The organism is Prevotella denticola (assembly GCF_900454835.1).
Lineage (GTDB): Bacteria > Bacteroidota > Bacteroidia > Bacteroidales > Bacteroidaceae > Prevotella > Prevotella denticola.
In genome coordinates, this window is sequence record NZ_UGTM01000001.1 from 1212782 (window position 1) to 1231265 (window position 18484).

17 protein-coding genes are annotated in these 18484 nt (G+C 50.8%); 9 read left to right on the forward strand and 8 right to left on the reverse strand.

Annotation, left to right across the window (positions count from 1 at the left end):
• Positions 1 to 21: 21 nt before the first annotated feature.
• The 4 genes from DYH27_RS05155 to DYH27_RS05170 form a co-directional block, all read right to left on the reverse strand.
• Positions 22 to 1596, reverse strand: a complete 1575-nt coding sequence (locus tag DYH27_RS05155) for an NADH-quinone oxidoreductase subunit D-related protein (protein ID WP_004353542.1) — start codon at positions 1594 to 1596, stop codon at positions 22 to 24.
• A gap of 18 nt (positions 1597 to 1614) precedes the next feature.
• Positions 1615 to 2508, reverse strand: a complete 894-nt coding sequence (locus tag DYH27_RS05160) for an NADH-quinone oxidoreductase subunit B (RefSeq protein ID WP_025067390.1) — start codon at positions 2506 to 2508, stop codon at positions 1615 to 1617.
• Positions 2499 to 2849 (reverse strand): NADH-quinone oxidoreductase subunit A, encoded by a 351-nt coding sequence (locus DYH27_RS05165; protein WP_004353518.1) that lies wholly within the window; start codon positions 2847 to 2849, stop codon positions 2499 to 2501. Before DYH27_RS05165 ends, DYH27_RS05160 begins: the two co-directional genes overlap by 10 nt.
• Positions 2850 to 3186: 337 nt before the next feature.
• Complete coding sequence (locus tag DYH27_RS05170) at positions 3187 to 4032, reverse strand: patatin-like phospholipase family protein (protein WP_004353532.1); 846 nt, start codon at positions 4030 to 4032, stop codon at positions 3187 to 3189.
• A gap of 838 nt (positions 4033 to 4870) precedes the next feature.
• Between DYH27_RS05170 and DYH27_RS05180 the strand changes: the two genes are divergently transcribed.
• From DYH27_RS05180 to DYH27_RS05205, 6 genes are all read left to right on the forward strand, one after another.
• Positions 4871 to 6340, forward strand: coding sequence for a trypsin-like peptidase domain-containing protein (locus DYH27_RS05180; RefSeq protein WP_004353547.1), 1470 nt, complete (start codon positions 4871 to 4873; stop codon positions 6338 to 6340).
• A gap of 179 nt (positions 6341 to 6519) precedes the next feature.
• Complete coding sequence (locus DYH27_RS05185; RefSeq protein ID WP_025067388.1) at positions 6520 to 7383, forward strand: sigma-70 family RNA polymerase sigma factor; 864 nt, start codon at positions 6520 to 6522, stop codon at positions 7381 to 7383.
• A gap of 24 nt (positions 7384 to 7407) precedes the next feature.
• The gene (locus tag DYH27_RS05190; protein ID WP_004353535.1) at positions 7408 to 7914 is read left to right on the forward strand and encodes a hypothetical protein; all 507 of its coding nucleotides are present in this window, start codon (positions 7408 to 7410) and stop codon (positions 7912 to 7914) included.
• Entirely contained in the window at positions 7901 to 8803 is a 903-nt protein-coding gene (locus tag DYH27_RS05195) for a hypothetical protein (RefSeq protein WP_025067386.1), read from the forward strand. Before DYH27_RS05190 ends, DYH27_RS05195 begins: the two co-directional genes overlap by 14 nt.
• Before the next feature lie 5 nt (positions 8804 to 8808).
• Positions 8809 to 9294, forward strand: a complete 486-nt coding sequence (locus DYH27_RS05200; protein ID WP_025067385.1) for a S24/S26 family peptidase — start codon at positions 8809 to 8811, stop codon at positions 9292 to 9294.
• Positions 9295 to 9340: 46 nt separating this feature from the next.
• Complete coding sequence (locus DYH27_RS05205; protein WP_004353533.1) at positions 9341 to 9745, forward strand: PqqD family protein; 405 nt, start codon at positions 9341 to 9343, stop codon at positions 9743 to 9745.
• A gap of 744 nt (positions 9746 to 10489) precedes the next feature.
• Here the strand turns inward: DYH27_RS05205 and rny are convergent.
• The 4 genes from rny to DYH27_RS05225 all read right to left on the reverse strand — a co-directional run bounded on the left by rny (position 10490) and on the right by DYH27_RS05225 (position 13363).
• On the reverse strand, positions 10490 to 12031 hold the full coding sequence (gene rny, locus DYH27_RS05210; protein ID WP_004353534.1) for a ribonuclease Y: 1542 nt from the start codon (positions 12029 to 12031) through the stop codon (positions 10490 to 10492).
• A gap of 34 nt (positions 12032 to 12065) precedes the next feature.
• A complete protein-coding gene (locus DYH27_RS05215) occupies positions 12066 to 12359 on the reverse strand; it encodes a cell division protein ZapA (RefSeq protein ID WP_004353526.1) in 294 nt (97 codons plus the stop codon).
• A gap of 11 nt (positions 12360 to 12370) precedes the next feature.
• A complete protein-coding gene (locus DYH27_RS05220) occupies positions 12371 to 12664 on the reverse strand; it encodes a hypothetical protein (RefSeq protein WP_004353544.1) in 294 nt (97 codons plus the stop codon).
• Between the two features lie 66 nt (positions 12665 to 12730).
• A complete protein-coding gene (locus DYH27_RS05225; protein ID WP_004353545.1) occupies positions 12731 to 13363 on the reverse strand; it encodes a hypothetical protein in 633 nt (210 codons plus the stop codon).
• A 166-nt stretch (positions 13364 to 13529) separates the two neighbouring features.
• Between DYH27_RS05225 and DYH27_RS05230 the strand changes: the two genes are divergently transcribed.
• The 3 genes from DYH27_RS05230 (at position 13530) to DYH27_RS05240 (ending at position 18482) form a co-directional block, all read left to right on the forward strand.
• The gene (locus tag DYH27_RS05230; RefSeq protein ID WP_025067384.1) at positions 13530 to 14942 is read left to right on the forward strand and encodes an undecaprenyl-phosphate glucose phosphotransferase; all 1413 of its coding nucleotides are present in this window, start codon (positions 13530 to 13532) and stop codon (positions 14940 to 14942) included.
• An 84-nt stretch (positions 14943 to 15026) separates the two neighbouring features.
• The gene (gene rfbA, locus DYH27_RS05235) at positions 15027 to 15908 is read left to right on the forward strand and encodes a glucose-1-phosphate thymidylyltransferase RfbA (RefSeq protein WP_025067383.1); all 882 of its coding nucleotides are present in this window, start codon (positions 15027 to 15029) and stop codon (positions 15906 to 15908) included.
• Positions 15909 to 15959: 51 nt separating this feature from the next.
• Entirely contained in the window at positions 15960 to 18482 is a 2523-nt protein-coding gene (locus DYH27_RS05240; RefSeq protein ID WP_025067382.1) for a GumC family protein, read from the forward strand.
• Positions 18483 to 18484: the final 2 nt, after the last annotated feature.

An 18484-nucleotide genomic window follows, 5' to 3' on the forward strand; every position in this document is an offset into this window, starting at 1 on the left:
ATTACTTTAATGATAGCCTCGTCAGCGGTCAATATCCGGGATGACGAAATCGAGCGCAGCACCGGTCGTCACCAGGTCGGCAATCTTCTCGCCGCGCAGCATCTTGTCCATCGCACCAACCAGCGTCAGACCCATCGGGCGGAACTTCAGCCGGTAGGCCGTCTTGTCCCCACGTGAATCCAGATAAGCACCGAATTCACCGCTGGCTCCCTCGACAGAGAAGTACCACTGTCCCTCTGGAACCTTGATAATCGGCTTCTGCTTGACATAGAACTCACCCTCAGGGATATTGTCAATCAGCTGTTCAATGATATTGAGACTCTGGTAAATCTCCTGGATGTGGCAATAGTAACGGTCCATGGAATCGCCATGCGTCAATGTGACCTGTTCAAAGTCCACCTTATCATACATAGCGTATGGATGGTTCTTGCGGACATCATTCTTCCAGCCGCTGGCACGACCGGCAGGTCCTGTCACGCCATAGCTGATGCAGTCCGTTTCATTCATAACACCGATGTTACGGAAACGCTGATGGGTAATGACGTTGTCGCCGAAGACATCCAGATACTCCTGTACCATCGGACGCAGATACTTGCAGAGTTCCTTGACGTTGGAAACGAAGTTCGGATCAATGTCAGCCTGCAGGCCACCTATTCTATAATAGTTCTGTATCAGCCGGCCGCCGGTTGTCTCTTCCATCACGTTCAGTACGTGCTCACGATCGCGCATTCCATAAAGGAAAGCCGTAAGCGCACCCAGGTCCTGAGCGCAGCAAGCCGTGTAAAGGAGATGGTTGTCTATACGCTGCAACTCATCCATGATCGTACGGATATAGCGGATGCGGTCGGACAGTTCTATGCCCATGCCCTCCTCAATGACACCGACAAGCGCATGACGGTGCATCATGGCCGACAGGTAGTTCATACGGTCGGTCAGTGCCAGCGTCTGAGGATAAGTGAACTGTTCGCAGAGTTTTTCGATGCCACGATGGATATAACCCAGATGCGGATAGATCCTGGTGACGGTCTCACCGTCCAGCACCGTCTGCAGACGAAGCACACCGTGGGTAGAAGGGTGCTGCGGACCGATGTTCACGACGAAATTGTCATCTGTAAACAAAGGATGTTGTGTACCGACAAGCTCACCCTCCTTGTTGAGATTCCACTCCGTGGTAGAATCAAGTTCGACATCATCCTCCGTAGTGTACATATTCTTTGCAGGATCCATGTCGTAATCCTTACGCAGAGGATACCCCTTGAAGTCGTTTCTCAGGAAGAGACGGCGCATATCAGGATGACCGAGGAACTTGATGCCATAGAAGTCGTAGACCTCGCGTTCAAGCAGATCGGCATCTGCCCACAGATTGAGGACTGAAGGAATGACGGATTCCTCCCCTACTCTCTTCGCAAGCTGCTTTACGGAACAGCGTTCGTGCGTATCCGTGTTCTCAAGAATATAGATACATCCAAGCCCTTCTTCTGCGCCAAAGTCTTCGCCGACAACAGTTACAAGGTAGTCGAAATGCTTTTCATTCTTAAGCTTTGCCATTTCCGAAGCAAAGCCATCAAAACCGAATTCTATATTTTCTAATTTCATTCTCGCGTACCTTATATATTATTTGTTCGTAGCATTCTCGTCGGCAGCTTTCTTTGCAGCATCAAGCTGATCAATTTCCTTGCCGAGCCTCTCGACATCTTCCTTTGTTACCGGCTGGCTGACGACAATCGTCTCCTTCTTCGTCGCAACCGTTTCAGAAGACGGAGCTGCAGGCTTCGCGGCAGCTGCGGGCTTTGCAGCAGGACGCACCGGTTTGGGTGCCGGCTTCTTGGCAGCCTCCCATGCCGATTCACGCTTCTCCTTTATCTCTTCAGGGTTGATGCCCAGTTTCTCCTCAAAAATCAGCTCTTCATTGCTCTTCCCGAGTTTACGTTCCTCGGCCGTCTGTTTGTGGTTGACACCGCCGAAGAATTTCTCCACCTTTACCTTGCGCTGGAGCTGCATCATACCGTAGATGATTGCCTCCGGACGCGGCGGACAGCCAGGGATATAGACATCCACCGGGATGATTTCATCGATACCGCGCATGACATGATAGCTGTCCTTGAACGGACCTCCCGATATGGCACATCCGCCAACAGCCACGACATATTTCGGTTCGGCCATCTCGTCGTACAGACGTTTCAAAGCCGGAGCCATCTTGTTCGTAATCGTACCGGCACACATGATCAGGTCGGCCTGACGGGGAGAGTTGCGTGTCACCTCAAAACCGAAACGTGAGAAGTCGTAACGTGCACAGCCGACAGCCATGAACTCGATGCCACAGCAGGACGTTGCAAAGGTCAGAGACCAGAGAGAGTTGCTGCGGCCCCAGTTGATGAGCTGGTCCAGATTGCCGAGGACAAGGTTTGTACCGCCGTCGTTCAGTTCGCTTGCCATCTTGCCAAGCGTATCATTGTCCTTCCACTCTTCGTAGGGAAGAGACTTGATTTTTGGCTTCCTTATTTCCATTCCAGTGCTCCTTTCCGCCAAGCATACGCAAGGCCAAATACCAATACCAGCATAAAGAACCCGATCGTAGCGAGTGCCAGCGGGCCGAATGTCTTTACAACGACCGCCCAGGGATAGAGGAAAACGGTCTCCACGTCAAACATCAGGAAAAGAACAGCAAAGAGGTAGTAACCGATATGCACTGGCAACCAAGAGGTTCCATAGGTCGGAATACCACACTCGTAAGGCTCACCCTTTGCCGGATTGTATGAACGCGGCCCGATCAGCTTAGCGATAGCATAAGCTGCCACTACCAAGAACGCGGCCGTTATCAGAACGGTAACAAAAAGTGTGAAATACATAAACTTTTATATAGCTATAATTTAAATGTGCAATCTTGCTCTGGTTAGACATGTCTTAAAACGTGTGCAAAGATACAAAAATATTTGAGAACCTGTGCAAACAAAACAGAAAAACATACGAGTTTTTGCAAACTCCACATTACAAACCTGCCCATTGCCGATTTCATACTGCCAACGGACTTAACGACTGATTTAGCGTAAAGCAGCAGAACGGGGCGGGATAACAGACGCTATTATCTGTTTGGAAGGCAAATGGCTGCAGATTGACAACGTCCGGACTCCGTTCCGTGACAGCGTTCGCACCGCCGACATCCCCCTCTCCGCCCGCATTCTCCGGTCAGGCAAAAAGCACTTTGATCTTTTTCAAGTTCTCCAAGGCCACCTCCCTTCCCTGGTCGTATGTGGCCTGCATCTCCGAGGGATCGTGTGAGATGTGCCCGATTGTCAGCTTTCCTTTCGGCCGGAGGACAAGCGTACCGGGCTTCTTCTCTTCTGCACGGACATATTCGAGCTCTTCATTGTACATGACGTGCCGCTGTTCCAATGCCCTTACTATATGCGGGTGACGGTGCAGCCATATACGCATGAGTGGCATGAGAGGGTTCGGTTCCTTGACGAAGCCTTCGGGCTGCGTCAGGACAACGAGGTTACGTGTATAGCCTTGCTTCTGGAAGAAACGGAGAGGGATGGAGTCGGCAATCCCGCCGTCCAGCAGTTTCTTCCCCTCGACCGTGACAATCCTTGCGGCGATGGGCATGGAAGCCGAGGCACGGATGTATTCCAGACAGTTGTCATCGACCTCCGCCAGCCGACGGTATTCCGCCTTGCCTGTTCCCACATTCGTGCATACCGCCCAGAACTCCATAGGATTCTCCCGGAAAGCATCGACATCGAAATAGTCGATATGACGGGGCATGTAATGGTAAGCATACTCGCCGCCGAAGTAATCGCCCGTCGTCAGGAGCGACCGCAGGGAGGCGTAACGCCAGTCGTGTGCCAGTTTCCGGTTATATCTGAGTACCCGGCCCGGCTGATTCGATTTCATGTTACAGCCGAAAGCCGCACCAGCCGACACACCGATGACACCATCGGGAGATATGCCGTTTTCCATCAGAACATCCATCACACCGGCGGAGAAAAGTCCGCGCATAGCACCACCTTCCAGTACAAGTCCTTTCTTCATGATTGCTTTTCAATCCTTCGTTTACCATTGGCTGCATTCCATGGCAGCAGGATGCAGGAAAGCATGGGCTGTACGCCCTGCAGACCGGTTCCTTACAGGCATACGGGATACACCCCTCCTGCTGTCTGATGCCATCTCAGAAGTCAACGGGCACAAAGGTACACAAATCCTGCAGAAAAGCAAGACAAAGACAGTAGATAATGCCGTTAAATGCGAAGAGAAATGCTTTTGGGTAGATTCTCCTATTTCAGCCATGCTGATTTCTCCGTATTCCTCCTGAAAGGGCATGACGGCCAGTACCCCTCATCACAAAAAATCCTCTGACCCCGCAGAAAGAAAGCTCTGAAAGGTGGCAGGGAAAGCCTGTTCTATCACTTTGTTTTGCAGTTCATGTCAGTCTGGATTTCAAAAGGGCCTCACCTGGCATTCAAGTAAGGCCTACTCGGGCTTCAATTGGGCGTTACTTGCAGCGCAACAGAGCACCTTTTGAAACACGACTGCAACTACCTGTGAATCAAAAAGTTCCATACATGATTTTTACGTACATGACATTCATCGTACAGAGACTGTGAAAACCTCCACATTTCCTGTCTCAATACGATTCCGGATACCGTGAGAGACAGAAGCCTCTAAACTGAATGAATGTAAATTTATCCACGATTCTAACTTAAGAGCCGTTAAGGGGAAAAATCAAAGTGTTAAAATCGGATAAAGATAACTGACAAAATGGCGGTTTAACAATTTTTGCTCCTATATTTGCACCCACTAAAGCCGTCGGAGAGACATAAGCAGACAATGCCAATCTGACACATCAGGACGAAATTAACGAACAAAAAATATGAAGAATTTATCAAAGTATCTGGCAGGTGCAGCATGCGTTACTGCCCTCGCCTTTTCTACAGGAGCTTTCATTAAGGTTTATGCGGCTGAAGCTCCTGTCGTCGCACCCGGCCAGCCGGTCGACCTGACCTACGCTTCGGCCAAAGCCCTTCCAGCCGTGGTACACATCAAGTACGTACAGAACTCGAAGACACAGACCGTCGATGTCCAGGACGATCCGTTCGGCGGATTCTTCGATCCGTTCGGATTCTTCGGCAATCCCGACCAGGGGAATGGCGGAACACGCCGGCAGAAAGTGCAGACTCCGAAGAGAGAGGCTACAGGCAGCGGTGTCATCATCTCGCCGGACGGCTATATCGTAACGAACAACCACGTTGTGGAGGGGGCTGACGAGCTGACCGTCACGCTGAACGACAACCGTGAGTTCTCTGCCCGCATCGTGGGGACTGACAAGCAGACAGACCTTGCCCTGCTGAAAGTGAACGCCAAGGACCTGCCGACACTGCCCATCGGCGACTCCGACAAGCTGAAAGTGGGCGAATGGGTCATCGCCGTCGGCAACCCCTACAACCTCAGCTCTACCGTCACGGCCGGTATCGTGAGTGCCAAGTCGCGCGGACTGGGTGCCACCCAGAACGGCATTGAGAGCTTCATCCAGACCGATGCCGCCATCAATCCGGGCAACTCCGGCGGCGCACTGGTCAATACTCAGGGCGAGCTTGTCGGCATCAACGCCATGCTCTATTCTCAGACGGGCGCATACAGCGGCTATGGCTTTGCCATCCCGACAAACATCATGAACAAGGTGGTTGACGACATCAAGAAATACGGCAGCGTACAGCGTGTCATGCTCGGCATCCAGGGCGGCGATGTTCTCAACTACATCAATGCGCAGAAAGAGGACGGCAAGAACGTCGACCTCGGCACGAACGAAGGTGTCTACGTCAACGAGGTGTCCGAAGACGGCAACGGTTCTTCCTTGGGCCTGATGAAGGGCGATGTCATCACCAAGTTTGACGGTCAGAAGATCACCCGTATGTCCGAACTCCAGCAGGCTCTCAACAGCAAACGTCCGGGTGACAAGGCCTCCGTCACCTACCTCCGCCACAAGAAGGAAATCACCAGGACGATTACGCTGAAGAATGCACAGGGTACGACGAAGTTCATTGAACAGGCCGACATCGACGTACTCGGCGGACAGTTCCGTCCTGTCCCGGAGGCCCTGAAGAAGCAGTTGAACATCAACTACGGTCTTGAGGTGCTGAAAGTCAGCAACGGTGCGCTGAAGTCGGCCGGTATCAGCCGCGGTTTCATCATCCAGAACGTAAACGACACGATGGTGAAGAGCATCGACGACCTGCAGAACCTCGTCAAGAAAGCCTCAACCAGCAAGGACCCCGTACTCTACATCCAAGGCATTTACCCGACCGGCAAAAAGGCTTACTTTGCCGTTCCACTGTCCGACTGAACACGGCATCCGGTGTCCTGAAGGACACAGAACCGGCAATACAATCAACCTCCGTCCTCATGTCTCTGCATGAGGACGGAGGTTTTCCGCATTATAATAAGGTAATATTTTCACGGTTTTATTTGTTCAACTCGCTGAATTTGTGTAAATTTGCCGTCACTTTACATAATGCCACGCACATGAGACAATTGAAAATCACAAAATCGATTACGAATCGGGAGAGTGCCTCTCTCGACAAGTATCTACAGGAAATCGGTCACGAAGAAATGATCAGTATCGAAGAGGAAGTCGAGCTTGCCCAGCGGATACGGAAAGGTGACCGGAAGGCTTTGGAACGTCTGACAAAAGCCAACCTGCGATTCGTTGTCTCTGTTGCCAAGCAGTATCAGAACCAGGGCCTCTCCCTGCCAGACCTGATCAACGAAGGAAACCTCGGTCTGATCAAGGCTGCCGAGAAGTTCGACGAGACCCGCGGCTTCAAATTCATTTCCTATGCCGTCTGGTGGATCCGCCAGAGCATCCTGCAGGCCATCGCCGAGCAGAGCCGTATCATCAGACTGCCGCTGAATCAGGTGAGTTCCGTCAACAAAATCAACAAGATACTGAACCAGTTTGAACAGGAAAACGAACGGCGGCCAAGTATCGGCGAGATAGCCCAGAGCACAGACATTCCCGAAGAGAAGATTGCCGATGCCATAAAAGTCAGCTCACGTCACGTGTCGGTAGATGCACCTTTCTACGATGACGACCAGAGCAGCCTGCTGGATGTCATACCGAATGACAACGTCCCGTCTACCGACAGGGGACTGGTGGAGGAGAGCCTGCGCGAAGAAATAGGAAGAGTCCTTCAGGTACTCGAAGACAGGGAGAAGAAAGTGGTGGAGGCTTACTTCGGGATAAACCAGCGTGAAATGACCCTGGAAGAAATCGGAAGCAAATACAACCTTACCCGCGAACGCGTCAGACAGATAAAGGAGAAGGCCATACGACGTCTGCGCCAGCAGACCAACAGCAAGGTGCTGAAAGCATATTTAGGACAATAACATTAACACCGTAAGATTTTTATAATGAAGATGAAACTCCAGAGGATATTCATCGTTGCAGCACTGCTGCTGGGATGGGCAGGCGGAAGCTGCGCCAAAGGATACAAACCTGCAAAGGTCTATATGTTCGGCTTTGCAGCCTCTTTCAACGATTCTACCATTTACATGACGAATATCCAGAAGGTCGACGCATATCTTGTAAACGACCGTACACACTTCCTTGCCAATCGTGAGGACTACTCCTACCAGCTCCGTTCCTATCTGCAGAACAGCGGTTTGGAAGCCTATCCGACCTGTGCCACACTGTTCGCAGAGAGTGAGAGGGCGGCTATGAAGAAATATCTGAAACTGAGGAACCGGTATGAAAAGGGCAAAAAGAAATATGTCATCAAGGGAGTTACGGAAAGCCAGTTCAACTACAAGACCGTAGAGCCCGACGAACTTTCGGCATACGGCAGTGTACAGACAAAGGTGAAGAAAGGAAAGAAATCGAAAAAGAAAGCACAGGCTGTAGAAAATGGAGATAAATAACTTCAACATAGCCGACTTTGACATACAGATAGCCTTCCACGACACGACGGTCAACGGAATGCATCTGCTGAGTTCATTCAAGCCTTTCAGCATCAGTAAATCTTCCGGCAATATCCTTTTCCGGCTGACGGTTGACGACACACTCCGCCCCGTCCCGAAAGAGAAACGGCAGCGCATTCGCACCTTCGACACAGGAAACGGCGACACCGTCGTCGACCGTGTGGATGATGGAAGCTATCAGTATATCATCAAGGACATCCACGGGGGCGACTGCTGTCTGCTGCAGTGCAACAAGGACTTTACAGACTGCCGCTGTGCGCTCAACGGCAGCAGGAACATGCGCATCTTCGGACTGAACAATGCGCTGATGCTCATCTTCGCCTTTGCCGGAGCACACAAGGAGGTGCTGCTGATTCACGCCTCCCTCGTCCGCAACAACGGCTATGGCTACGCTTTCATCGCTAAGAGCGGGACAGGGAAATCCACACAGGTCAGTATGTGGCTGCGCTATATCCCCGGCTGTGACCTGATAAACGATGACAATCCCATCATAAGAATCATCGATGGAGAAGCATGGATATACGGCAGTCCCTGGAGCGGGAAGACACCATGCTACCGCAACGTCAAGGCACGACTGGGAGCCATCACACGCATCGACAGGGCAACGAGCAATTCCATTGACAAGCTCAATGCCATATCGGCTTTTGCCTCTCTCCTGCCCTCTTGCTCCAGCATGAAATGGGACTCCCCCATTTACAATGCCATCTGCGACACACTGACAAAGCTCGTGGAGACCGGCAGGATATTCACCCTGCACTGCCTGCCCGACCGGGAAGCGGCGGAAGTCTGCTTCCGAACCATAGCGAAGAAGCAGGACTTACAAGACTGAGATCCATGGCAGAGACAACCCTTGCTACATCTGAAATCCAGTTTGCCAATGCCGACTTCCTGCCCGAAGTCGTCAAGATACTGAACCAAGGACACACGGTTACACTGCGGCTTCGCGGCTTTTCCATGCGTCCCTTCCTCGAGAACGACCGCGACAAAGCCTTGCTGGTGAAACCGTCTGCCGTGAAAGTGGGCGACCCCGTCCTGGCAGAAGTCTCCCAAGGGCACTATGTCCTGCACCGCATCGACCGGCTGGAAGGCGAAGATGTGACCTTGCGGGGGGATGGCAACCTCGGCGTAGAGCATTGTAAAAGGGAGGACATTGTAGGGGGCATCATCGGATTCTACCGGAAAGGACGGATACGGATGGACCGTACCGACGGATGGAAATGGAGGCTGTACAGCTTCTTCTGGGTACGGCTTCTTCCTGTCCGACGATACCTCCTCGGCATCTACAGGAGACTTTGGATTCCGTGCTTCGGACCGGTCTGACCCGTCAAATCACAAACCGATAATCATTAAATCAACGATTACAAGCATGAAAGTAAAAAAAGGATTCAACCTCCGTGAAGTATGCGGAGAACATATCATCGTTGCCGAAGGGGACGAGAACATTGACTTCAGTAATATCATCTCCATGAACGAAAGCTCTGCCTATCTGTGGGAAGAAGTACAGAACAGGGAGTCCTTTACCGTAGACAGTCTCGTGGAACTGCTATGCAACCAGTATGAGATTGACGAGGACACAGCCCGCAAGGATGCTACCACACTTGCTTCCCAATGGGCGGCAGCCGGTATCATCGAGGGAGAAGACATCCCGGAAGGAGAAGTCGGGAAGCCCGCTGTCAAAGACGAAATAAAACTGGAGGACAGTCCACAAGAACCGGAGAGGGAGCAGGAACAACCCCGGCGAAAGGGTTTCTTCAAACGTATTTTCGGCTGAAGGCATACGCTTAGAAAAAATAGAAAAAGACGAAGACAAAAGCATACATGGCCGGAACGGACAAGAATGAAAAAGCCGGAATGACGTATGGCAAGTCCCCGAAACCATCAAAGGACGTGACTGTAGATCTTTCGTGGGCGTAGACTCATTCTACTTATAAAAATCTCCTAAGGTTTAGAGTGGCAGGATGCTGACAATGAGGACAGAATTACCAACCGTTTACTGCAAAAGTTTATTTCTCATTTGCTGTCACTTTTAACATTCTTCACTAATACATTGTTTATCAGTACTCTATATGTATTTACAGAGTGACGGCAGTGACAGGAAAATAATTTCACAGCAGACCGATTACAGGCGCATCTGCCGTGGATGAATGTCAGACTATGTTTTATCCTGAAGTATATTCTTCTGAGGCAGACTCTTTATCGGGGGATTATGATGTTTATTCTGAAAGCTTACTTTCAGGAATAACAGACTACTTCTATCCGATTATAATACTTAACGTGATCCGTACTGAGCCTTGACACCATGGGTGTACACCCTCAACACCATTCGTGTTTACCCTCAGCACACTGACAGGAAAAAGTCAGTGTGGATGTAAATGATAATCCTCATTCATTATCTACCGGTCCAAAAGACTTTTTCAGAAACTGTCTGAATACAAAAAACCCCATTTCCGTTTTATCGGAAATGGGGTTTTTGTTATTCTCAAGTCAGTTCTGACCCGGCAATGAACACCGGTCTTTACTTTGCATAAGCAACAGAACGGGTCTCACGGATAACAGTTATCTTCACCTGTCCGGGATAAGTCATCTCGTTCTGGATCTTCTCCGCAATCTCAGAACTGAGCTTCTCGCTCTCTGCATCGTCCATTTTGTCAGCACCTACGATGACGCGAAGCTCACGACCGGCCTGGATGGCATAAGTCTTCGTCACACCGGGATAACTCATCGCAATGGCCTCGAGGTCGTTCAGCCGCTTGATATAGGCCTCGACTATCTCGCGACGAGCACCGGGACGGGCACCGGATATCGCATCGCAAACCTGTACGATCGGAGCAAGAAGAGTCGTCATTTCCACCTCGTCGTGATGGGCGGCAATGGCATTGCATATATCCGGTTTCTCCTTGTATTTCTCGGCAATCTTGCCACCATAGAGAGCGTGTGGGAGGTCGGTCTCTTCATCAGGAACTTTGCCGATATCATGCAGCAGCCCCGCACGCTTTGCCTTCTTCGGGTTCAGCCCCAGTTCGCTTGCCATGACAGCACAGAGATTGGCCGTTTCACGGGCATGCTGCAAAAGATTCTGACCGTAAGAAGAACGGTATTTCATCTTACCTACGATACGGATCAGCTCCGGGTGCAGGCCATGGATGCCAAGGTCAATAGCTGTACGCTTACCCGTCTCGATAATCTCGTTGTCAAGCTGCTTTTTCACCTTGGCGACAACCTCCTCGATGCGTGCCGGATGAATACGACCGTCAGCAACCAGCTGATGGAGAGCGAGCCGGCAGATTTCGCGGCGAACAGGATCAAAGGCAGAGATGACAATCGCCTCCGGCGTATCGTCGACGACAATTTCAACACCCGTTGCAGCTTCCAGAGCACGGATATTACGCCCTTCACGGCCGATGATACGTCCCTTGACCTCATCACTGTCGATATGAAAGACACTTACCGAGTTCTCGATGGCGGTCTCGGTGGCAACACGCTGGATCGTCTGGATGACGATTTTCTTCGCCTGCTGGTTGGCATTGAGCTTTGCCTCGTCTACGATTTCATTGACGTAAGATGCAGCATCGAGCCTTGCCTGATCCTTCAGGCTCTCTACCAGCCGCTTCTTTGCCTCTTCCGAACTGAGGCCGGAGAGTTCTTCGAGCTTCGTACGTTCCTGCTCCTGCATCTTCTCAAGATCCTGCTGTTTGACCTGAAGCAGTTTCTTCTCGTTGTCGACACGCTGCTGCTGCTGCTCTACATCCTGTCTGCGACGGTTGATTTCTTCCTGACGCTGGTTCAAGGCAACCTCACGCTGCTTCAGCCGGCTCTCCCCCTGCTGTATTTTCAACGTACGCTGCTGCACTTCCTTCTCCAGTTCACTCTTCTTGTTGAGGAATTTCTCCTTTACCTCCAGGAGCTTCTTCTCCTTGATTACATCAGCCGCCTTCTCGGCTTTTTCCATCGTGTCTTTGTATTTCCCCGTCAGGATATAACGGAAGACGGCAAACCCGCCGGCACATCCTGCTGCAAGGCAGACCACAGCTATGATAACTGTTACTATTGGACTCATTGATTCTTGTTTATGAATTAAATAAATATTCCCGTTATTTCTTCAGCGCATCTTCTATTTCAGAAGTGAGTTTCCCGAGAATATCATTAAAAGGGGCAGTATCATTACGCACACCCTCCTTCTTATACCGCAATGCAATATCAAGCATGGCCATATATATAATATCCTTATCTTCCTTCTTTCCTTTGAAAAGCGTGGAGTAAGTATTGATTGTGTCAGTAATGAGCTTGGCTGCCGAACGATAATACTCTTCATCCTCACGCGGCACATTCACAGTGAGTTCCGTATTGTATACGTGCAACCTTATACGTAGCTTATCGTCTGCCATTATATTCTTTGTTATTTCTCACTTAAAAGCGTGATGCACTTGTTTACGTCACGAATCAGTTTTGAGACACGCTTCTGTGCCGTCTCCATATCACCGTCCGTAACTTCAAGCATCTTAGCCATCTTCAACACATTGTAGTCGTCATGCGCCTGATCCAGCTCTCTTTGCAGCTGCTTTATCTCCTGCTCACGCCGGTCGACAAGCGTGTACAGTTCGTCATTCTCCCCTTTCAGTTCTTCATACTGAAGGAGCATCTGACGAACACGCGTCGCAAACGTATTCAGGATCTTCTCATTCGCATTCATAGCTAATCTGTCCGTTTTGGCTACAAAATTACATTAAAGTTTCTATTCAGGCAAATATCTACCTGATTATTTTGACGCTGCGCCTTCAGCCGGTTTCGGTTCTTTCTTGGCCAGCATCACAACCTGATAGACGAAGTCTGTCGTCCACTTCCGGCTGAATCCCAGCCGGTGGTCGTACTGCCGGACAGACATGACCGCCTTGACGACACCGGGATCAGAGAAGCTGTTCTTCTCATAGATATCGTTTACCGTCTTCTCAGTCATGGCATAGATTGCCTTTTTGAAGAACCCCGGCACACGCAGCTTGAACTTCATCAGATTGCCAACCAGCATCATCAGGTCCTGCGTGAATCCCTGGAACATATATAGATAAGGCTGAACATCCTGCATCTTCTTGCAGTTCTTTTTGATGCTAGCATCGATCTCATTGAAGAATCCGTCATCCAGATTGTAAATGTTCTTCATCGTCTTGCGCACACTCGCTTTCTCCCCCGGGCCGAGTTTGTTGTTCAGCGTCGGCACACGGAAAGTCTGCTTATAGGTACGAAGGTCAGGAAGCATGGCTAAATTATTGATGCCCAAACGGTCGGCAAGGACAGCCTGGAAGTAGACCCGAACCAGCGTCATATAGTCTTCCATGCCCCCGGCCCGATGTTGTTTCTCATCTTTCTTCCCTAAGATTTTTGATAGAAATCCCATATTCTGTTTATAGTTTTAAAGTAATTAAGAAGTACTTTATTCGTTTTATCGATTGCAAAGTTAATAAAAAAACACGAAAAGTACCCAACAAGTATACGTTTTCTCTTTTTACAGACTCTTTAATTCAATTTAAATTATTACCTTTGCAGACAAACAATTTATACAGATGAGAGAGTATAACGGCAACGATTTCATAAAATGGTTAGTTACCTTCAATGATTTTATCATCTTGAATGTAACGATGCTTGCCTTTATGCTTGTTTCCCCGGAGCATTCTCCGGCTTTCATCCACACTGATCCCAAGCTCTTCTTCTTTTTCGGAAACAGTGCAATGGTCGTTGCCCAGCTTTTCCACTCTACCATTGTCCACCTCCGGCATCTTACCTTTCACGAAATGCTGCTGCGTGTCTGCAAACTCGTCCTCACTCAGGCCGTTCTTGCCGCCGTCTTCATCCATTTCATGAAAGGAAACCACAATCTCTTCAGGTTTACTGCTGAATTCGGAGCTGTCCTCTTCGTACTGATAATGCTGGCACGGATCATCGAACGCTGGCTTTTGCGGTGGTATCGCCAACGTGGAGGCAACAGCCGATCGGTGTTGCTTGTCGGGAAAGATCCAGCCCTCATCAATGTCTACCGAGAGCTGACGAACGACCCGTCTACAGGTTACACCATCAGCGGCTATTATGCAGACACACCCATTGACAACCTGCCAGGAGACATCTCTCTGGAGTACAAGGGAACAATCGAAGACCTCAACAGGAGCATGGATCCATCCGTCGAAATCAGACCCTACGATGAAATATTCTGCAGTATGTCACACAATGATTCTGAAGAAATCGTAAGACTGATGCGGTTCTGCGACGACCATGTCATCCACTTCCACTACGTTCCCCGGATGTTCGCCAATTACCAGCTCAAGCTAAGGGCAGAACGCGTGGGCAGTCTGGACCTTTTCACCAATCATGTGGAACCGCTGTCGAACATGGGAAACAAATTCATCAAAAGGCTTTTCGACATCGTCGTCAGTTCCCTGGTATGCATCCTCCTTCTGCCGTTCATCCCTATCATTGCCCTCTGCATAAAGCTGCAAAGTCCAGGCCCGGTGTTCTTCAGACAGAAAAGGACCGGACTGAACGGAACCAGCTTCTGGTGTTACAAGTTCCGCAGCATGCACGTCAACAATCAGTCGGACACGGCGCAGGCAACCAAAGATGACCCGCGCAAGTTCCCGTTCGGCAATTTCATGCGCAAGACCAATCTGGACGAGTTTCCCCAGTTCTTCAATGTCCTGCGGGGGAACATGAGCATCGTCGGGCCGCGTCCCCACATGATCTATCACACGGAACTCTATTCCGAACTGATAGACAAATACATGGTAAGGCATTTCTCCAAGCCCGGCATCACCGGCTGGGCACAGGTCACCGGATACAGGGGTGAGACCAAAGACCCGAGACTCATGGAGGAAAGGATAAAACATGACATCTGGTATATCGAGAACTGGACGTTCTGGCTTGACATGAAAATCATCTTCATGACGGCCCGGAGCATTATCCATCCGGACAAGCACGCCTATTGACGCCTCTGCACGGCACAGGTCTGGAGAACATGGAAAGAACAGACAACAACTACTAAATAAAAACAGATTTCAAACGACACTATTATGAAAGGTATAGTTCTTGCAGGGGGATCGGGCACACGCCTTTACCCTATCACCAAAGGAATAAGCAAACAGCTCATCCCCATCTACGACAAGCCGATGATCTATTACCCTGTCTCCGTGCTGATGCTGGCAGGGATAAGAGAGATACTGATTATCTCCACCCCTTTCGACCTGCCGGGATTCAAACGGCTCTTAGGAGACGGAAGCAGCTTTGGCGTACACTTTGAATATGCAGAACAGCCGTCACCCGACGGACTGGCACAGGCTTTCATAATAGGCGAGCAGTTCATCGGAAAGGAGGCCGTGTGTCTGGTCCTGGGCGACAACATCTTCTACGGGGCGGGCCTCAGCAGCCTGCTGCAAAGCAGTGTAGAACGTGCAGAGAAGGAAAACAAGGCAACCGTCTTCGGCTATTACGTCAACGACCCGGAACGGTATGGCGTTGCAGAATTCGATGCAGACGGGAAATGCCTCAGCATAGAGGAAAAGCCGGAACGCCCCAAGAGCAACTACGCCGTCGTAGGACTCTACTTCTATCCCAACAGCGTCGTCGAAACGGCCAAGAACATAAAGCCTTCGGCACGGGGAGAACTGGAAATCACGACCGTCAACCAGTGCTATCTGCACCAGGACAAGCTGATGGTGCAGACGCTGCAGCGTGGTTTCGCATGGCTCGACACCGGCACCCACGACAGTCTGTCTGAGGCGAGCACATTCATAGAGTGCATAGAGAAACGGCAGGGACTGAAGGTAGCCTGCCTGGAAGAGATTGCCTACAAGAAAGGCTGGATATCAATGAAAAGGCTGAAAGAAGAAGCCCGCCCCATGGCAAAGAACAACTATGGGAAGTATCTCCTCCAGCTTGCCGGAGAGAACGCATAACCCATGTGACACGGACACTCACACCACGAAAATAAAGAACAATAAATAAATATGGAAGAAAAAACAAACTTTGAAAAAGGACAGGAGCAGGAGACGCAGGAAAGACAATCCGCCTTCGACTTTGCCGTCCTCTACCGAACCATTATACTCAACTGGTACTGGTTCATCCTTTCACTGGTCATCTGCGGCGGCTTAGGAGCCATCTACCTCAGATACGCCACCCCGAAGTACCAGTCTACAGCCAAGCTGCTGATCAAGGATGACGACAGCAACAGCAAGCGCGGACAGTCTTTGCAGAACATGACGAACCTCGGCATCATCTCCAATTCTGCCGGCATCGACAACGAGATGGAGATTCTTACTTCACATTCCATTGCGGAAGATGCCATCAGAGACCTGAAGCTCTATGTGGACTACTCGACGAAAGGCAGGATCAAGGATATCATTCTCTACCGTGACCAGCCGCTCAACGTCGACATAGACCGTGCGCATCTCGAGAAGCTGAACCAACCTGTCGACCTGACCATCACGAGGAACGGGACAACCTACATTGTCAGCGGAACTTACTCCGTTCCCACAGACGAGAACGAAAGCGAAGGACCGTTCTCCCTCAACAGGAAGTTCACCTCTCTTCCCGCAACCATTGCCACACGTGCCGGCATCATCACCATCAGCTCCAACAACGGGCATAGCTTACATGACGGCCAGACCCTGAAAGTCGAAGTCCTATCGCCGAAGATGGCATCAAACAAATACGTCGGCGAGCTTCAGGTGGCACAGACCTCGAAGACGACCTCCATCGCACAGCTGCAGCTGACGGACGAGGTGCCCCAGCGTTCGCTCGACTATCTCAAGCAGCTTGCCATCGTCTACAACCGGCAGGCCAACGAGGACAAGAACATCGTCGCCCTGCGTACTGAAAAGTTCATCAACAGCCGTCTGCAGAAAATCAACGCCGAACTCGGCAAGACCGAAGGCCAGCTGCAGAACTACAAACAGCAAAACGGCATGGTGGAACTGAAGCTGAACGCCGGCAATGCCGTCACCAACCAGAATGAATCCGAACTGAAACTGGCGGATATACAGACACAGATCGAGCTTTTCAGCACCATTGCACAGGAGGTTGAAAGTTCGTCGAGAAACCTTTCGCAGGTAATTCCTTCCAACGTCGGGCTGGACGACCAAAGCTCCACTTCGCTGATCAACAAATACAACGAACTGGTACTCGAACGCAACCGTCTGCTACGCAGTGCGTCCGAAAACTCGCCGGTAGTAGAGCCGCTCACCGCCCAGATACGCGAACTGAACGGAAACATCCGCCGCGCTATCTCAACAGCACGCCAGAACCTGCAGATCCAGCGTGACGCGCTGGCAGCCCAGGTCAGCAAGTTCAACGAACAGGTTGCCGAAACTCCGCAGCAGGAACGTATGCTGACACAGATCGGCCGCCAGCAGGAAGTCAAGTCGGGTCTGTACCTCATGCTGCTTCAGAAGCGTGAGGAGAACAGCATCTCTCTGGCCGCGACAGCCGACAAGGGAAAGCTCATTGACGATCCGCAGCTCGTCGGCAAAATCAGTCCGAAATCAGCCATCATCATGCTCATCGCCCTGCTGCTCGGCCTGGCCATCCCGGCACTGGTGATATTCCTGCTGCAACTCTTCCGCTACAAGATCGAAGGCCACGAGGATGTGGCACGGCTTACGAAACTGCCGATCATCGCCGACGTGGCCATTGCCAGCAACACGGCAAAAGGCAAGGCCGACATCGTTGTACACGAGAACCAGAACAACCAGATGGAGGAGATCTTCCGTTCTCTGCGCACCAACCTGCAGTTCATGCTGCACGAAGGACAGAAAGTGGTGCTCTTCACCTCATCAACCTCCGGCGAAGGAAAAACCTTCACGGCTGCCAACCTTTCCGTCAGCTTCGGTCTTCTGGGCAAGAAGGTCATCCTGGTAGGTCTCGATATCCGTCGTCCGCGTCTGGCAGAGCTGTTCGGCATCAACGACCACAGGCACGGCATCACCAACCTGCTCGTGAAGGATGCCCCCACTGCCGCCGATGTACAGGAACAGATTCTGCCTTCCGGCGTCAACAAGAACCTGGATCTCCTTATGGCCGGTCCTATTCCGCCCAACCCCGCCGAGCTCATCGCACGCAACTCACTTGAGGCAATCATCAAAGCCTTGAAGGACAAGTACGATTACATCATGATTGATACGGCTCCAGTCGGACTGGTAACCGACACGCTTCAGATTGCCCGTGTGGCCGACGCCTCCATCTATATGTGCCGTGCCGACTATACGCCAAAGTCGAACTTCGAGCTGATCAACGCACTGGCCAACGAGAAGAAGCTGCCGAACATGGCAATGGTGTTGAACGGAATCGATATGTCCAAGAAGAAGTACGGCTACTATTACGGTTACGGACGCTACGGCAAGTACGGACGCTACGGGCGTGGCCTGGGCAGCTATGGATATGGGAAGAACGGCAATTACGGAAGCTACGGCAATTACGGAAACTACAGCAACAGCCACTATGGAAACAAGGACGACCATTCTATAAAGAGGTAAAA

What these genes read in the sequence shown, in the direction of transcription:
- DYH27_RS05185 (WP_025067388.1), top strand. Translation starts at nt 6,520, where the DNA reads ATGAGACAATTGAAAATCACAAAATCGATTACGAATCGGGAGAGTGCC.
- DYH27_RS05155 (WP_004353542.1), bottom strand. Translation starts at nt 1,596, where the DNA reads ATGAAATTAGAAAATATAGAATTCGGTTTTGATGGCTTTGCTTCGGAA.
- DYH27_RS05220 (WP_004353544.1), bottom strand. Translation starts at nt 12,664, where the DNA reads ATGAATGCGAATGAGAAGATCCTGAATACGTTTGCGACGCGTGTTCGT.
- DYH27_RS05225 (WP_004353545.1), bottom strand. Translation starts at nt 13,363, where the DNA reads ATGGGATTTCTATCAAAAATCTTAGGGAAGAAAGATGAGAAACAACAT.
- rfbA (WP_025067383.1), top strand. Translation starts at nt 15,027, where the DNA reads ATGAAAGGTATAGTTCTTGCAGGGGGATCGGGCACACGCCTTTACCCT.
- DYH27_RS05200 (WP_025067385.1), top strand. Translation starts at nt 8,809, where the DNA reads ATGGCAGAGACAACCCTTGCTACATCTGAAATCCAGTTTGCCAATGCC.
- DYH27_RS05190 (WP_004353535.1), top strand. Translation starts at nt 7,408, where the DNA reads ATGAAGATGAAACTCCAGAGGATATTCATCGTTGCAGCACTGCTGCTG.
- DYH27_RS05165 (WP_004353518.1), bottom strand. Translation starts at nt 2,849, where the DNA reads ATGTATTTCACACTTTTTGTTACCGTTCTGATAACGGCCGCGTTCTTG.
- DYH27_RS05205 (WP_004353533.1), top strand. Translation starts at nt 9,341, where the DNA reads ATGAAAGTAAAAAAAGGATTCAACCTCCGTGAAGTATGCGGAGAACAT.
- DYH27_RS05180 (WP_004353547.1), top strand. Translation starts at nt 4,871, where the DNA reads ATGAAGAATTTATCAAAGTATCTGGCAGGTGCAGCATGCGTTACTGCC.
- DYH27_RS05170 (WP_004353532.1), bottom strand. Translation starts at nt 4,032, where the DNA reads ATGAAGAAAGGACTTGTACTGGAAGGTGGTGCTATGCGCGGACTTTTC.
- DYH27_RS05215 (WP_004353526.1), bottom strand. Translation starts at nt 12,359, where the DNA reads ATGGCAGACGATAAGCTACGTATAAGGTTGCACGTATACAATACGGAA.
- DYH27_RS05240 (WP_025067382.1), top strand. Translation starts at nt 15,960, where the DNA reads ATGGAAGAAAAAACAAACTTTGAAAAAGGACAGGAGCAGGAGACGCAG.
- DYH27_RS05230 (WP_025067384.1), top strand. Translation starts at nt 13,530, where the DNA reads ATGAGAGAGTATAACGGCAACGATTTCATAAAATGGTTAGTTACCTTC.
- rny (WP_004353534.1), bottom strand. Translation starts at nt 12,031, where the DNA reads ATGAGTCCAATAGTAACAGTTATCATAGCTGTGGTCTGCCTTGCAGCA.
- DYH27_RS05195 (WP_025067386.1), top strand. Translation starts at nt 7,901, where the DNA reads ATGGAGATAAATAACTTCAACATAGCCGACTTTGACATACAGATAGCC.
- DYH27_RS05160 (WP_025067390.1), bottom strand. Translation starts at nt 2,508, where the DNA reads ATGGAAATAAGGAAGCCAAAAATCAAGTCTCTTCCCTACGAAGAGTGG.